We start from the raw sequence: 15322 nt of genomic DNA, 5'->3' as shown, positions 1-15322 counted from the left end.
TTCCTCCTGGTTCCAGACAATAATAAAAAGCCCTTTCGTCTCTTTGATAAGGACGAAAGGGCATATGACCTCCGCGGTACCACCTTATTTGATGCAGATGGCTTGGAGCATACTCCAGCCAACGTACATCCGGCTCTCTTTCTTGGATAACAGGTGAAAGAAACCTGTCCAGGTCATCCCTGGATGCTCTGGGGTGGGTTCAAACCGATTCATGCGCGAAACCTCTCAGCCGGTGGATTTCGCTCTCTGGACCTGAAGGGCGGTTCTACTGTTCCCCGTCATTGCCGATCGCTATGTGCTTATTAATTTACTATTATTCTCCTGGTGCGACGGAAATGTCAAGGGGATTATTGAAATTGTTCACTTCCATATGCGCCCACTCTGGATTTGATTTCAAATCGTTTCGTCTTGGCATCGCGCACGAGCTGGTAACGCAGCGTTCGGTCACTGGAGAAGGCAGGTGTGGTCACATCATCGATTGAGACTCTAAGCTCGCCGTTCGTTTTCTGGACCGTCGTGTTCCGAACCGAAATCAGTACCGGGTAATCCTTCTTCGGCAAAGAGACGTGGACTTTCCCTTGGATGACCTTGGTGGACATATTGTCGTACATCGCTTCGGCCAGCGGCTTGCTCCAGAAGCGGGTGAAGTAGTTTACGATCTTGTCCTTGCTGTCAAAGCGTTTGGGAAGTTCCCGGTAAGCGAGACCGTCCTCGATTACCGTTTTGCCTTTTGCGTTATCTGCCGCTGCATAATACACTTCCTCCAGCAAATGCTCGGCGCGGTTCAAGAAAAGGACCACGTCCATTTCGTTGGCGCCCATCTTTTGGATGGCCGATTGCTTGGGAGGCTTGCTCTGCGTCTTCGCTTTTTCCTCTTTGGAAGGTGTATTGCAACCGGAGAGAAGCAGGAGAAAGGTGAGTAGGAATATCCAATTTTTCCAGTTCTTCATGCGTGCATCCCCTTTTGTTTTTCCAACTTTCCTGTTAGCGTGTGTGGGGATTGGGGTAGATAGACGTGTAAACATTTTCCTGAGGAGCGGCAGTGAAAAAGGAAACAGGATGGGGGTTGTCTCTCTCCGCGATTATGTCTATCATGGAGAGAGTTGTGCAGATCGAAATAATTGAGGTGGCCATATATGTTCGGATTTGGAAAAAAGGCAAAGAAGCCAGACGGTATCGACATTTTGATTATCAAAGCAGACGAAGCAAAGAACCGCAGCCTTTATCAGGTAGCGTTTCCCAGCATTGTAGCGAACGATATCCTGTCGATGCTGCAAAAATTGGAAAAGTCGAAATTGAACACGAAAGAAGTATTGGGTGAAATTGGCGGCTTCCGCATTGTGACTCATCTGGAAGCATTGACAGGCTTTGATATTTTGGATGACGCTGACATCGAAGCTCAACCGGTACAAATCCAGGATTTTGCAAACATGCTGTTGCGCCGCCTGGAAGTGCTGGATGAAAGTGGAGGACTTGGGGATTCAGATGATCTGGCGTTTATCATGGGTGAATTGACCATGCTGCGTGATGGCAGCTTCGTACCACAGACGTAATAATCACAATTGCGAAATGAGCTGCAGAATTGCCTGCAGCTCATTTTTTCATAAAAGTCTTTCCGTAACAGCAAGCAAATTTTCCTACCATTCCTACGAGGCTGGAGCGTTTTTTCCTTTTTCAAGCCCTCCACCACCGCTTGCTCGACCATTGCGATTTTCTTTCATTCCGAATAAACAGCAACCTTCCACGGCTTTGGGTCGTATAGTTAGAGGGAGGGTTGGGAGGATAAGGAAATAGGAAAAACACAGGAGGTACACCGTGATTGAACTGAAAGGTGTGGCAAAGAGCTATAACGGCACCACGAAAGCGGTCGACCAGCTCGATTTGACGATTCCCAAGGGTGAAATCTTCGGGTTTTTGGGTCCAAATGGTGCGGGAAAGACGACGACCATCAAAATGATTACAGGCATCATTCGTCCCGATCAGGGAGAGATCAGGATCAATGGCAAGCATATCGAAAAGGATGCAATCGCTGCCAAGCGTCAGTTCGGGTATGTTCCTGACAGCCCCGATTTGTTTTTGAGGCTGAAGGGGCTGGAGTACCTCAGCTTCATGGCAGATATTTACGAGGTCCCCGAGCAGGTGCGAAAAGAGCGGATTTTGCAGCTTGCAGAGCGTTTTGACATGACGGAGGCGCTGGGCGACACCATACAGAGCTATTCGCACGGAATGCGGCAGAAAATCATGATCATGGGCGTTCTCGTCCATCATCCGGAGGTGTGGATTCTCGATGAACCGCTGACGGGACTGGACCCGAAGTCATCTTATACCTTGAAGGAAATGATGCGCGAACATGCGGACAGCGGCAGAACCGTATTTTTTTCCACACATGTGCTGGAGGTCGCGGAGAAGCTGTGTGATCGGGTCGCGATCATCAACAAGGGGCACATCCTCTTTTGCGGGACATTCCCCGAAATGCAGCAGCATTTTCAATCCAATCATTCTTTGGAGAGCTTGTTCCTGGAGTTGACCCAAGCATGAAGAAAATCTGGCTGCTGACCAAAATCATGCTAAAAAATGCTGGGCCAGCTTGGGGAGCAAAAAAGGGGAGCGGTTGGAAGAGTGTCCTGATTCTGTTCGCCATCGCGGTGGGAATTCTCCCGATGATGGCAGCCCTTGTCGTCTTTGTATCCGGTTTGTATGAGGGATTGGCCGGGGTGGGGCAGGAAAGCGCCCTGCTCGGTTTGGGCGTAGCGGTAACTTCCTTGGTCATTTTTATTCTCGGCATCGTCTACGTTCTCACGGTCTTTTATTATTCGCAGGATGTGGAGCACTTTTTGCCCATGCCCCTCTCCGCCAAAGACATACTCGGAGCGAAATTTCTCGTCGCACTGCTGTACGAATACTTCACTTCCCTGATTATGATCGGGCCCATTTTGATTACGTTCGGAGTCAAAAGCGGGGGAGGAGTTCTGTATTACCTGTACGCCCTGCTCGTGTTCATCGCCTTGCCGATCATTCCGTTGACGCTTGCCGCCATGGTCGTCATGCTGTTCATGCGCTACACCAACTTCGGCAAGAGCAAGGATCGCTTCCGCTTGATCGGCGGTCTGCTCGCGATTGGGGTGGCGGTCGGGTTTCAGGCATTCATTCAGCGGCAAACCAGTGGTACGGGCAATCAAATCGAACAGTTTCAGCAAATGATCGCAGCCGGGGATCAGGGGCTGCTGGGCGTCGTGACACAGCTCTTTCCGGCGAGCAAGCTGGCAGCCCTCGCCATGTTTGAAAGCGGTGCATGGAGCGGCCTTGGCTATCTGGCTGCTTTCCTTGCAGCGGCTGTCGTCGGCTTCGGGGTGTTTCTTTTCGCGGGCAATCGCTTGTACTTTGCGGGAGTCATGGGGATCAGCGAGTCGAGGTCCAAGCGCAAACGGGTAGAAGAGACAGCTATTCAAAAGGCGGTCAAAGTCCGCCCCGCTTGGCTTTCTTATGCGGTAAAAGAGTGGAAGATCCTGTGGCGAACGCCGGCCTTTTTCATGAACTGTGCGCTCTCCAGTATCCTCCTGCCGCTTTTCGCGCTGATTCCCTTGCTAAGCCGTCGTGACAGCGCAGAGATGTTGGCTGGGCTAAATGAATGGATGCAGGGCGAGCATGCAGGAGGAATCAGCCTGGTGGTTGCGTTTGCGGCATTTGTCGTTCTCGCGGGCACCAACAGTACGTCGGTCACGGCGATCAGCAGGGAAGGACAAGGATTTTTCCTGAACAAGAGCTTGCCTATTCCTTACGGGCAGCTCATCGTGGCCAAACTCATCCCGGGCATCATTCTCACCGTATTCAGCATGGCCCTGTTGGTGGCGGAGGCCGCTTGGTTCATCAAGCTGTCCCCGTTGTTCATCATCCTCTCGTTGGTGGTGAGCATCCCGGGCATTCTTTTCATCAACCTTCTGGGGATCATGGTGGACTTGCAGATGCCAAAGCTGACCTGGAGCTCGGAACAGGAAGCCGTCAAGCAAAATCTCAATCCGCTGTTCTCCATGCTGTTTGGCGCCGTGACAGCTGGAATATGCATTCTGGCAGGGCTTTCGCTGGAGAGCTCGATGGGGGCGATGGGAATCGGCTTGTTTATCCTGTTTGCCTTGTTGGACATTGGATTGTACCGGATCCTGCTGAAAAAAGGTCCGGAGTGGATGGAGAAAATGGAAGTCTGATCCACCGTGTGTTTGTGAAAACCGCTCTTTTCTGAAGGGCGGTTTTTTTCTTTCCGGGAAGCGATGGCATGTGTAAAAACTTATCGCGTCAGGCTTTTTCATGTGCAATGGACTAAAAGCAAAGGTCATTCCACCCGATAACAAGAAGGTCAAGTTTGGACTCGCCTGCTGCAAAAAAAGGATGGAAATGGAAGTTCATATTTGGCAGAATGAAGTGAATAGATTAAAAAGGGGAAAAAAGAACCTGGCAAGGAAGGGAGAAAAGAATCGGAATGATAAAGCGGATGGTCGCAAGTTTCCTCATGGCTGTGCTACTGGTACATAGCATGTTTATGGGAAGTGCACATGCAGCCAATGCTTTTACTGACATCAGCGGTCACTGGGCACAAAAGTCTATCAATGAGCTGGCTGGTCTCGGCATCGTAAAAGGCAATGCCAAGAAGCTGTTCTATCCGGACAGCCCGATTTCACGTGGAGAGGCCCTCGCCATGCTGAACCGGGTATTCGAGAATGTCTACGGAGCCGTGGCAAAGCCGGTGAGAAAAGAAAATATCGACTATCGGTACCAGCCCCGCTGGGAGATCGAACAGCTGCTGACCAACATGAATACGATGCTGCAGATCGAGACAGGAATCACGGGCGATTATGATCCCGGAGACAGAATGCTCTACTATTTGCACCTCGCAGACAGCGGACAGCTGATCAAAAAGCCGGAGAAGCAAAATACGGACTGGTGGCTGTCAAATTCGGCTTTGCATCGGCCATTGTCGCGTGAAGAAGCGAGCGTGATCTTCTTCCATATGCTCACGCCGCAAATTTACCGGACGGCGAACATCAAGCCGCAGGACGCAGCTTCTTACTTTACGAGCTACTATGAGTGGAAGCAGGAGAGCTACTATCAGGATACATACTCTCCTTATGCGACAGCGATTCGCGAGTTCAACCTGTTTTCGTCACAGACTACCTTTGATCCAGACAAAAAGATGACTCGAGCGGAGTACGCTGTGGTTCTGAAACGTCTGCTCGACTATTACAAGACACAGGTCGGACTGCAGTTCCAGGCAAAGGGAGTCCTGCAGCAAAAGATCTCTACCGTACTCTTGCGGGCAGCCAATCTCGCTTTTGAAACCAAAAATCAAGCGACACTGCTCAAATATTACACGCCAGCAGCATTGACCAGCATGGGCAAGCTGAGCAAGGTTCCTCTGCATACGGCGCTCACGTCCCTGACGATCAAGCCCGATGAAGCGGATGCGAACAAGCTTTGGCTGATCGCGCAGTACAACGTCGGCTTAAATGGAGGCTACCAGGTCGAGTACCGGCTAGATCCTGATCCGACGAGCACGTATGGCAGAAAAATAGCAGCGGTTGTGGAGAAAAAGTAGAGCAGAGGGCATCCGGTAATGCGGATGCCTTTTTTGGGGAAAGCCTTCGCCATTTTCTTCTTTTTCCGCACCAAACACGATTGCAACTGACAGAATTTTCGATTACAATGAAAATGAACGGTGATTCAGTAGGTGGGAAACAAGCATCTCATGGCGAAAACATGGCCAAAAACGGGATGTGCTTTTTTACACCCACAAACTGAATGAGCATTCATTCAACGGAATACATGAGCTACTGCTGACAGGAATATCTATAGAAAGGGAGAAGTTATAAGAATACTCTGCCTGTCTGAAAATTGGGTATTTGCTGCAGCGTCATTTTTGTATCGAGGAGGATATGTAGATGGAACGCAAAATTCGCAAGGCGGCCGTTCTGGGCTCTGGAGTGATGGGAGCAGGAATCGCAGGACACCTGGCCAACGTCGGAATCCCTACCTATTTATTGGATATCGTGCCGCGTGAGCTGAATGCTGAAGAGACGAAAAAAGGGCTGACGCTAAATGATCCAGCTGTCAGGAATCGGATCGCCCAATCGGGGAAGGATCGGCTCCTAAAGGATAAGCCGGCTCCGCTCTACGATAACAAAAACCTGGACCTGATCAAGGTCGGAAACTTTGAGGACCACCTGTCCGTGCTCTCTGAAGTGGACTGGATCATCGAGGTCGTCGTCGAAAATCTGGAGGTAAAGAAAAGTGTGTTTGCATCCGTGGAAGCGCACCGCAAGCCAGGCACGATCATCTCTTCCAATACATCAGGCGTATCCATCAACGAAATGGCGGAGGGCAGATCGGATGACTTCCGGAAGCATTTTCTCGGCACCCATTTCTTCAATCCCCCTCGTTACCTAAAGCTCTTGGAAATCATTCCGGGCTATGACACGGATCCTTCCGTTGTCGACTTCATGATGAATTTCGGTGAGCATGTGCTCGGAAAAGGCACCGTGCTCTGCAAAGATACCCCCAATTTCATCGCCAACCGCATCGGTACATACGGGCTTCAAGTCTCCATTCACGAACTCGTGCGCCTCGGATTGGGAGTCGATGAAGTCGACGCTCTCACAGGTCCCGTCATTGGGCGTCCAAAGAGTGCGACGTTCCGCACCCTGGATGTGGTAGGGCTGGACACTTACGTACATGTAGCCAACAACGTGAAAAACAAGAGTCAGGACGAGCACGAAAAAGCGGTGTTCGAAGTGCCGCCGTTCGTTCTGCAAATGGTCGAGAAACGCTGGATCGGCCAAAAAGCAGGCCAAGGCTTTTTTAAACAAGTAAAGTCGGCGCAGGGCAAAGAAATCCAAGCGCTCGACATCGATACATTGGAATACCGTCCGAGCGTCAAGCCGAAATTCCCGTCCCTCGATGCGGCCAAGACAGCCAAATCGTTGCAGGAAAAACTGAAGACACTCGTGTACGGCAAGGACAAAGGCAGTGAGTTTGTCTGGAGCGTCTTTAAGAAGGTCCTGCTGTACTCGGCTGAAAGGGCGCATGAAATCGCAGATGACATCGTTGCAGTCGACCAAGCGATGAAATGGGGCTTTGGCTGGGAGCTCGGTCCATTCGAGACGTGGGACGCCATCGGAGTAGAGAAATCGGTCACCCGCATGCGTGAAGAAGGAGAAAGAATCCCGGCACTGGTGGAAGAGCTGCTGGCCAGCGGCAAACATTCTTTCTATCAAAAGAATGAAGGCAAAGTGGCAGCGTTCTCCATTGGAGGCGTTTACAAAAACGTCGAAGAGAAAAAGGAAAAAATCAATCTGGCAGCGCTGAAGGAGCAAGGTAAGCTCATCCGGAAAAACGCTGGCGCCGCATTGATCGATCTCGGGGACGGGGTAGCCTGCCTGGAGTTCACATCTCCGAACAATGCATTGGGTCTGGATGTCTTGCAGATGGCGAACATCGCCGCAGACGAAGTGCAGAAAAACTTCCTCGGGCTCGTCATCGGCAATCAGGGCAAAAACTTCTGCGTCGGGATGAATCTGGCGATGGCCTTGATGGAAGCCCAAGATGAAAACTGGCTGGAGCTCGATATGCTCGTGAACAATTTCCACAAAGCTGGGCGGGCGCTGCGCTACATGCATCGTCCGGTGGTAGCCGCGCCTTTCGGAATGACGCTTGGCGGCGGTGTGGAGGTCGTGTATTTGGCTGATAGAGTTCAGGCGTCGGCAGAGACGTACCTCGGCCTGGTAGAGGTGGGTGTCGGTCTTTTGCCCGGCGGCGGAGGAACGAAGGAAATGCTGTTCCGCGCCATGGAAAATGTGCCGGAGGGCGGAAGCGTTCCCGTAGATTCATTCCCGTTTGTCGCAAAAGCATTTGAGACCATTGCGACGGCAAAAGTATCGACCAGTGGCCAAGAAGCGATCAACCTGGGCTATCTGCGACCTGCGGACCGCGTGAGCGTCAATCCCGACCATCTGCTCTACGATGCCAAGCAGCTGGTGCTGACGATGGATAAGGAAGGCTACACACCTCCAGCCCCTCGGAAAATCCGTGTGATCGGAGAAACAGGCTACGCCAACCTGCGCCAGAACGTGTACGCGATGAAAAAGAGCGGATATATCACCGATCACGATGAGCTCATTGTGAGCAAGATCGCCTACGTCATGTCGGGCGGCAATGTTCCTGCAGGTACGGTAGTGACAGAGGAGTACATTTTGGAACTGGAAAAGAAAGCTTTCCTGGAGCTGATCAAGACTCCAAAATCCCAGCAGCGGATGCAGCACATGCTGACCAAAAACAAACCTTTGCGCAACTAGCCACGGGTGGCAGGATACGCAGTTCACAAGTGAGAAGGAGGCAAAAAAACGATGAGAGAAGCAGTTATCGTTGCAGGTGCCCGCACCGCGGTCGGCAGAGCGAAGCGCGGCAGCCTGAAAGACGTACATCCAGTCGATATGGGGGGAGCGGTCGTTAGCGATTTGCTGCGCCGCGTCCCTCAGCTGAATCCAGCTGATATAGATGATGTGATCATGGGAACGGCTACCCCGGAAGCCGAGCAAGGCATGAACATGGCGCGGCTGGTCGGACTCCGCGCCGGTCTGCCTACGAATGTAGCGGGTGTCACGATCAACCGTTTTTGCTCATCCGGCTTGCAGAGCATCGCGTTCGCTGCGCAGCAGATCATCACCGGAAGCGCGGATGTCATCGTGGCAGGCGGCGTGGAGAGCATGAGCCTCCTGCCGATGACAGGACACAAGGTAGCGCTCAATCCGACGCTGGTGGAGACCAAGCCAGAAGCGTACATGGGCATGGGTCACACGGCAGAGGAAGTGGCTAAGCGGTACAACGTGACAAGAGAAGATCAGGATGCTTTTTCCCTGCAGAGCCATCAGAGAGCGACGGCCGCGATCGCGTCGGGCAAATTCCAGGATGAGATCGTCCCGCTCACGGTGAAGCAGCATTCCTTTGATGAAAATGGCAAGCTGCAAATCAAGGAAAAGGTCTTTCAGGTCGATGAGGGACCTCGTGCCGATACCACTCTGGAAGCATTGGCGAAGCTGAGGCCAGTGTTCCACGTACAAGGCTCTGTCACAGCAGGAAACTCCTCGCAGACGTCCGATGGCGCAGCCGCTGTGCTGGTCATGTCGGCAGAGAAGGCGGCAGAGCTGGGGGTAGAACCGATCGCCAAGTTCCGTTCCTTTTCGGTGGGCGGGGTAGATCCGGATGTCATGGGGATCGGCCCCATCGTGGCGATTCCGAAAGCATTGAAGCTGGCGGGACTCACCATCGAGGATATCGACCTGTTTGAGCTGAACGAAGCATTCGCGTCCCAGGCCGTCGCGGTGATCCGCGAGCTGGGGATGGATCCGGAAAAAGTGAACGTAAACGGTGGGGCGATCGCGCTGGGGCATCCGATGGGCTGCACAGGTGCCAAGCTGACGATCTCCATCTTGAATGAATTGAAGCGTCGCGGCGGCAAGTACGGTGTCGTCACCATGTGTGTCGGCGGAGGAATGGGAGCTGCTGGCGTTTTCGAAATGCTGTAAATCCTGGCACCCATCAAATAGAAAAGATAAAGGAGAGGGATTGCAATGGCAGATACAAAAGAATTGATCCGTGGTGGTAGCTTTCTGATTGATGCGGGTTCGGCTGACGATGTATTTGTGCCGGAAGAGTATACCGAAGAGCAAAAGATGATCGCCAAGACGACGGAAGACTTCATCAATAACGAAGTGCGCCCGCATCTGGAGGAACTCGAAAACCACCATTTTGACATCTCCGCACGCCTGCTGAAGGAAGCCGGTGAACTCGGACTCTTGGCAGGGGATGTGCCGGAGAAGTACGAGGGACTGGGACTGGATAAAGTCAGTACCGCTCTGGTGACAGAGAAGTTCTCTCTCGCACGCGGCTTTGCGCTGAGCTACGGCGCTCACGTAGGGATTGGCTCCTTGCCGATCGTATACTTTGGAAATGACGATCAAAAGCGCCGCTATTTGCCTGATCTCGCATCCGGTGCGCGCATCGCTGCCTATTGCCTGACAGAACCAGGCTCCGGCTCGGATGCTCTCGGAGCAAAAACGACGGCAATGCTCTCGGCAGACGGCACGCATTACATCCTGAACGGGGAAAAGCAGTGGATCACAAACGCAGGCTTTGCGGACGTATTCATTGTCTATGCGAAAATCGACGGCGACAAGTTTACAGCCTTTATCGTGGAGCGTACGTTCCCGGGCGTATCGTTCGGTGCGGAAGAGAAAAAGATGGGGATCAAGAGCTCTTCGACTCGCACCGTGATCCTGCAGGATGTTCCTGTACCCGTGGAAAATCTGTTGGGCGAACCAGGCAGAGGACACGTCATCGCGTTCAACATCTTGAACGTAGGTCGCTACAAGCTCGCCGTGGGAGCTGTTGGATCGGCAAAACGTGCGCTGGAGATTGCGACGAGGTACGCCAAGGAGCGCAAGCAATTCAAGACACCGATCGCCAACTTCACACTGATCAAAAACAAACTGGCCAACATGGCGTTGAAAACATACGCGGCTGAAAGCTCGGTATATCGCACGGTGGGTCTGTTCGATACAGCATTGACCCGTCTGGGTGAAAAAGCGGATGAAGGTCCGGAGGTAGCGAAAGCGATCGCTGACTATGCGATCGAGTGCTCCATCAACAAGGTGTTCGCTACAGAGGTTCTGGACTACTGCGTGGATGAGGGCGTGCAGATCCACGGCGGATACGGCTTCATGTCTGAATATGAAATCGAGAACATGTACCGCGACTCCCGGATCAATCGCATCTTCGAAGGAACCAACGAAATCAACCGTTTGCTGATTCCGGATACCTTGGTGAAGAAAGCGATGAAGGGTGAGCTGCCGCTGCTGCAGGCTGCTGCGAACCTGCAGCAAGAGTTGATGAGCTACTATCCGCAGGAGATTGAAGACGCGCCGCTGGCTGCTGAAAAGCATCTGATCGACATGACGCGCAAAATCATCCTGATGGTGGCAGGCTCTGCGCTGATGAAGTACCAGCAAGCCATTTCCAAAGAGCAAGAGCTGCTGGCATTTGCGGCAGACATGCTGATCGAGCTGTACGCAATGGACAGCATTGTCAAACGTACCGAAAAAGCGATTGCGGCAAACGGGCTGGAAAGCGAACAGCAAAAGCTGGATTTGACTACTGTTTACGTACAGGAAGCGTTCGATCGAATCGAGGGCTGGGCCAAAGAAGCTCTGGCCGCAATGGAGGAAGGGGACGACCTTCGTCTGCGCTTGTCGATTTTGAAAAAGCTGACTCGTCGCACGCCTGTAAATACAGTGCACCTGAAGCGTGCGATTGCAGATCGTGTGCTCGAAGCTGACGGTTACGCTCTCTAATAAACGTTTGCTCATCGCAGGAATAGGAGCGGGGGATGATTCCCTCGCTCCTTATTTTTGTGCCTGCTTTACTTTTGCCAGCCCGCCGTGTTTGATCTTGACTTAGCGTGCATATTATTGGCATTCTTCACCAACGATAACAAGAGCAAAATCAAAAAATGTCAAGGAACGTGGAAAGATGAGTCTGAAAGGATGGTTGGGCAGAAAACAGGCACTGGCTGCCATGAGGCAACGCCCGATCATGGGCCCCATTCAGCCGATTGCCGAACAGCTGGACGAAAACATACGGTTGCTCCAGAACATCTTTACCATGACGCCGGATTTGGTCATCCGCACCTTTGAAAGCACGTTTGTGGAAGGGCCGGTAGCTTTAGTCTATTTATCCGGGCTGGTGGACAAAAGCTCCATTAACAACAATATGCTCCGGCCTTTGCTGAATCCCGGAGAACATACGAGTACCAGCATCTTTGATCTCTTATCCGTGGGAGCCGTTTCGACCGTCTACGATTTTGGAGCGGTAGAGGAAGAGATTTTGCAGGGGAGCAGCGTTTTGTTCGTGGAGGGGCGGACAGAGGCTTTAGTGGCAGAGACGCATGGCTGGCCCCAGCGAGCGGTAGAAGACCCGCAATTGGAAGCTTCTTTAAAGGGGGCCCATCAGGGTTTTGTCGAGACAGACATTCAAAATATCGCGCTGATCCGCCGGTACATACCCAATCGAGAACTGAAGATCAAGCAGTTTCGAATAGGGGCACGGGGGAGGGGCAAGATTTCCGTCATGTACATGGATGACATCATCAACCCGGATGTTTTGAAGGAGCTGGAAGACAGGATTAAAATGATCGACATCGATGCCGTCATCAACACCGGTGAACTGGAGGAGCTGATTGAGGACAATCCGTGGTCGCCGTTTCCCCAATTCGTGTTGACAGAGCGGCCGGATTCTGTTGCCTCGCATCTTTTGCAGGGGAGGATCGCCGTCATTGTGGACCGTTCGCCCAGTGTGCTCGTCGGTCCCACGACGTTTGCATCCTTCTTTCAAAATGTGGATGATTACAGCACACGTTGGCCTGTTGCGACCTTTATTCGCCTGCTCCGCTATCTGGCCTTTTTAGTGGCAACCTTTCTGCCCGCCACTTATATCGCCCTCGTATCTTTTAACTATGAGGTGATCCCGATCGATCTGATTCTCTCGGTAGGGGAGTCGAGAGAGCGAGTTCCCTTTCCGCCCATGCTGGAAGCCATGCTGATGGAGCTGACACTGGAAATGCTGCGGGAAGCGGGTGTGCGGCTGCCTGCTCCCATTGGCCAGACCGTCGGTATCGTCGGTGGTATCGTAATCGGCAATGCCGTCGTTCAGGCAGGCGTCGTCAGCAATATCATGGTCATCGTCGTGGCTTTTACCGCCATCGCCTCGTTCATCATTCCGAATTACGACATGGCTTCGGCCCTGCGCCTGCTGCGCTTTGTGATGATGGGCCTGGCAGCGATGTTCGGGGTAGTCGGTATCATCATTGGGCTGATGACGTTGATCGGCCATTTGATCTCGCTGGAGTCATTAGGGGTTCCCTACGGAAGTCCGCTGGCCCCGACCCGGTTCTCAGATTGGAAGGACCTGTTCGTCCGCTTGCCACTTTGGAATATGAAAAACCGGCCTCTCAGCGCCAGAGCGAGACAAACGAAGAGGCAGGGAGACAATCGTCCCCAGGGGGATGGTCAATGAAAAAATATGCCTACAACGAAATAACAGTCATGCAATACATTCTCTTGATTCATGGCACACAAGTAGGGATCGGCATGCTGACGATGCCAAGAGACCTCGCCGCCAAAGCGGGGACAGATGGCTGGATCTCCATCATCATCGGGGGGATCATGGCGATGGTCGTCAGCCTGATTCTGGTATCGGCCATGAAGCGCCGTCCGGAGATGTCGATAGTGGAAATCCTTCAGCTGCTGCTTGGAAAATGGCTGGGGAAAGTGGCTGTCCTCATCCTCACTCTGTATTGTCTCCTCGCAGCCGCGACTATTTTTGCGTATGCCATATCCTTGATCAATGTATGGCTGCTGCCGCAGACACCTTCCTTTATCATCGTGCTTCTGTTTACCATTCCTGCCTATCAAGTCATTCAGGGCGGTGTTCGGATACTGGGTCGGTATTCGGAATTGGTTTTTTACCTGACATTGTGGATGCCGGTTGTCCTGATAACGACGTGGCCCAAGATGAATTGGGTTCATTTGCTGCCCGTGATCAAGGAGGGTTGGAAACCGATTCTGCACGCCACTCAATCGACCGTGCTATCCTTTCTAGGCTTTGAGCTTGCCTTTTATCTGTATCCGTTTCTCCAAAAAAAGCAGTATGCAGCGGCTGGAATTGTGGTCGCCAATACACTGTCGATGCTGGTCTTTCTATCAGTGACCATTTTCTGCTTCGGCTTTTTTAGTCCGGACGAGATTACGCAATTCACGTGGCCCACTTTAGGGCTGTGGAAAGTGATCGAATTTCGGTTTCTGGAGCGGGTCGATATCATCTTCCTTGCCTTTTTTCTGTTCATCCTGTCGACAACGGGATTTCCGTACATCTACTTCACTGTGTTTTCCACCAGCCAGCTGCTTGGCCACCAGGACCATCGGCGGCATCTGCAAATCTTTCTGCTGCTGATTATCATCGTAGGTTGGCTGTACACGCCATCCTTTAGCGACTTGAGCAAGCTGGTGGACCTCTGGGGGAAGATCGGGTTCATTTTCGCATATGCGTTCCCGGTTCTGCTGAGCATTGCGATGCTATTCCTGCGAAAAACGTCTGTGGGGCAAAAGGTATGAGAAAAGCTCTGCATATCTTGCTTTCGATCATCGTGCTCCTATCTTTGCCAGGATGTATGGACCGGATTGATTTGGAGGATGCGACTCTTTCGCTCATGGTCGGTCTGGACCTGAATGAAAAAAACGAGCTGCTATACTATGTTTCCAGCCCTGTCTTCAACCGGGAAGCCAAGGTGAAATCGGAGGAATACGGCATCAGGGCGGAATCGCTGAGGCAGGCGAGAGGAAGGTTTGATGAAATTGTTTCGGGAGTGACGTTAGCAGGCAAAATACAGGTGTTTTGCGTGGGCAAACGGCTTTTGGAAACGCCTGACTGGTTTCGGTTGATGGATGTGGTGTACCGTGATGCGCGATTCAGTGTCAATGCCCGTATGGTTTCATTTGATGGACCTGTACACGACCTGTTTCACAGTTCACCACCCACCAAGCCGCGAATCGCCCTGCACTTGACCAAATTGATCGATACGGCCAATCGCAGGAATGTCACCGTCAAGACGACGATGCAGGAGCTGCACCGTCAGATGTATGAAAAGGGAATGACGCCTTCCATCACCAAACTGGATAAGAATAAAGAAGTGAAGGTGATGGGAACGGCATTGCTGACTGAAAAGGGGGCCTTTGCAACTCTCATCTCAGGTGATGAGACGCCCTACTTGCAAATGCTGCTACATGGAAAAATAGGCGAAATCTCGCTGAGCATGCCTTACCCGGATGGGCAGCAGGATAAAAAGATCGTGAAAAAACGGATCAGCTATTTTGTCAAAGGCGTCGACAAAAAAATAAAAGCAACCTATGTCGATGGCCGATTTCAGTTTGATGTCGACATGAAGCTGCGCGTTTCCATTTCCGAACGGCAATTCCCGTTTGATATGGAAAAGGATTACGTAAAGATGGAGAAAGTGATTGAGAAGGAGATACTCCATGAATATCAGAAGTTGATTACGAAATGCCAAAAGCTGAAGATTGATCCGTTCGGGTTTGGACTATACGCCCGTGCCCATGCCTATCCGGAATGGAAGAAGATCGAGAATGACTGGCCGAATACGTTTGCCCAAGCGACAGTGCGCATCGTTCCAGATGTCACGATTAAAGGGAACGGTATCGTCAAATGA

The 15322-nt window shown here is 51.9% G+C and carries 12 protein-coding genes; 10 read left to right on the top strand and 2 right to left on the bottom strand.

Translation table 11 applies throughout. From position 1 onward, the window contains the following. Positions 1-84 precede the first annotated feature (84 nt). Together JNE38_RS31020 and JNE38_RS26655 are read right to left on the bottom strand one after the other, a co-directional pair. Positions 85-213 (bottom strand): hypothetical protein, encoded by a 129-nt coding sequence (locus JNE38_RS31020; RefSeq protein ID WP_257187107.1) that lies wholly within the window; start codon positions 211-213, stop codon positions 85-87. Positions 214-347: 134 nt separating this feature from the next. Continuing rightward, complete coding sequence (locus tag JNE38_RS26655; protein WP_203354073.1) at positions 348-950, bottom strand: DL-endopeptidase inhibitor IseA family protein; 603 nt, start codon at positions 948-950, stop codon at positions 348-350. Positions 951-1136: 186 nt separating this feature from the next. Here JNE38_RS26655 and JNE38_RS26650 point away from each other — a divergent pair, with 186 nt between their 5' ends. From JNE38_RS26650 to JNE38_RS26605, 10 genes are all read left to right on the top strand, one after another. Further along, on the top strand, positions 1137-1553 hold the full coding sequence (locus tag JNE38_RS26650) for a hypothetical protein (RefSeq protein WP_203354072.1): 417 nt from the start codon (positions 1137-1139) through the stop codon (positions 1551-1553). Between the two features lie 262 nt (positions 1554-1815). Next, a complete protein-coding gene (locus tag JNE38_RS26645) occupies positions 1816-2538 on the top strand; it encodes an ABC transporter ATP-binding protein (protein ID WP_203354071.1) in 723 nt (240 codons plus the stop codon). Next, positions 2535-4202 carry a putative ABC transporter permease subunit gene (locus tag JNE38_RS26640; protein WP_203354070.1) on the top strand — a complete coding sequence of 556 codons (1668 nt, stop codon included), beginning with the start codon at positions 2535-2537 and terminating at the stop codon, positions 4200-4202. The genes JNE38_RS26645 and JNE38_RS26640 overlap by 4 nt, the downstream gene beginning before the upstream one ends. Before the next feature lie 272 nt (positions 4203-4474). Beyond that, entirely contained in the window at positions 4475-5587 is a 1113-nt protein-coding gene (locus JNE38_RS26635) for an S-layer homology domain-containing protein (RefSeq protein WP_203354069.1), read from the top strand. A 343-nt stretch (positions 5588-5930) separates the two neighbouring features. Next, the gene (locus JNE38_RS26630) at positions 5931-8339 is read left to right on the top strand and encodes a 3-hydroxyacyl-CoA dehydrogenase/enoyl-CoA hydratase family protein (protein WP_203354068.1); all 2409 of its coding nucleotides are present in this window, start codon (positions 5931-5933) and stop codon (positions 8337-8339) included. A gap of 51 nt (positions 8340-8390) precedes the next feature. Further along, positions 8391-9569, top strand: coding sequence for an acetyl-CoA C-acetyltransferase (locus JNE38_RS26625; RefSeq protein ID WP_203354067.1), 1179 nt, complete (start codon positions 8391-8393; stop codon positions 9567-9569). A gap of 45 nt (positions 9570-9614) precedes the next feature. Next, complete coding sequence (locus tag JNE38_RS26620) at positions 9615-11393, top strand: acyl-CoA dehydrogenase family protein (RefSeq protein ID WP_203354066.1); 1779 nt, start codon at positions 9615-9617, stop codon at positions 11391-11393. A 241-nt stretch (positions 11394-11634) separates the two neighbouring features. Then, on the top strand, positions 11635-13113 hold the full coding sequence (locus tag JNE38_RS26615; RefSeq protein ID WP_428993740.1) for a spore germination protein: 1479 nt from the start codon (positions 11635-11637) through the stop codon (positions 13111-13113). After that, positions 13110-14210: a GerAB/ArcD/ProY family transporter gene (locus tag JNE38_RS26610; RefSeq protein WP_203354064.1), complete on the top strand. Its 1101-nt coding sequence runs from the start codon at positions 13110-13112 to the stop codon at positions 14208-14210. The genes JNE38_RS26615 and JNE38_RS26610 overlap by 4 nt, the downstream gene beginning before the upstream one ends. Continuing rightward, positions 14207-15322, top strand: a complete 1116-nt coding sequence (locus JNE38_RS26605) for a Ger(x)C family spore germination protein (protein ID WP_203354063.1) — start codon at positions 14207-14209, stop codon at positions 15320-15322. The genes JNE38_RS26610 and JNE38_RS26605 overlap by 4 nt, the downstream gene beginning before the upstream one ends.

Origin of the sequence: Brevibacillus choshinensis, assembly GCF_016811915.1 — a bacterium.
Taxonomy (GTDB): domain Bacteria; phylum Bacillota; class Bacilli; order Brevibacillales; family Brevibacillaceae; genus Brevibacillus; species Brevibacillus choshinensis_A.
The sequence above is the reverse complement of the archived record's forward strand: the minus strand, read 5'-3'. Positions and strand labels throughout refer to the sequence as shown.

Coding starts and splice junctions, on each gene's coding strand:
- JNE38_RS31020 (WP_257187107.1), bottom strand. CDS start 213: ATGAATCGGTTTGAACCCACCCCAGAGCATCCAGGGATGACCTGGACA.
- JNE38_RS26655 (WP_203354073.1), bottom strand. CDS start 950: ATGAAGAACTGGAAAAATTGGATATTCCTACTCACCTTTCTCCTGCTT.
- JNE38_RS26650 (WP_203354072.1), top strand. CDS start 1,137: ATGTTCGGATTTGGAAAAAAGGCAAAGAAGCCAGACGGTATCGACATT.
- JNE38_RS26640 (WP_203354070.1), top strand. CDS start 2,535: ATGAAGAAAATCTGGCTGCTGACCAAAATCATGCTAAAAAATGCTGGG.
- JNE38_RS26635 (WP_203354069.1), top strand. CDS start 4,475: ATGATAAAGCGGATGGTCGCAAGTTTCCTCATGGCTGTGCTACTGGTA.
- JNE38_RS26630 (WP_203354068.1), top strand. CDS start 5,931: ATGGAACGCAAAATTCGCAAGGCGGCCGTTCTGGGCTCTGGAGTGATG.
- JNE38_RS26625 (WP_203354067.1), top strand. CDS start 8,391: ATGAGAGAAGCAGTTATCGTTGCAGGTGCCCGCACCGCGGTCGGCAGA.
- JNE38_RS26620 (WP_203354066.1), top strand. CDS start 9,615: ATGGCAGATACAAAAGAATTGATCCGTGGTGGTAGCTTTCTGATTGAT.
- JNE38_RS26615 (WP_428993740.1), top strand. CDS start 11,635: ATGGGCCCCATTCAGCCGATTGCCGAACAGCTGGACGAAAACATACGG.
- JNE38_RS26610 (WP_203354064.1), top strand. CDS start 13,110: ATGAAAAAATATGCCTACAACGAAATAACAGTCATGCAATACATTCTC.
- JNE38_RS26605 (WP_203354063.1), top strand. CDS start 14,207: ATGAGAAAAGCTCTGCATATCTTGCTTTCGATCATCGTGCTCCTATCT.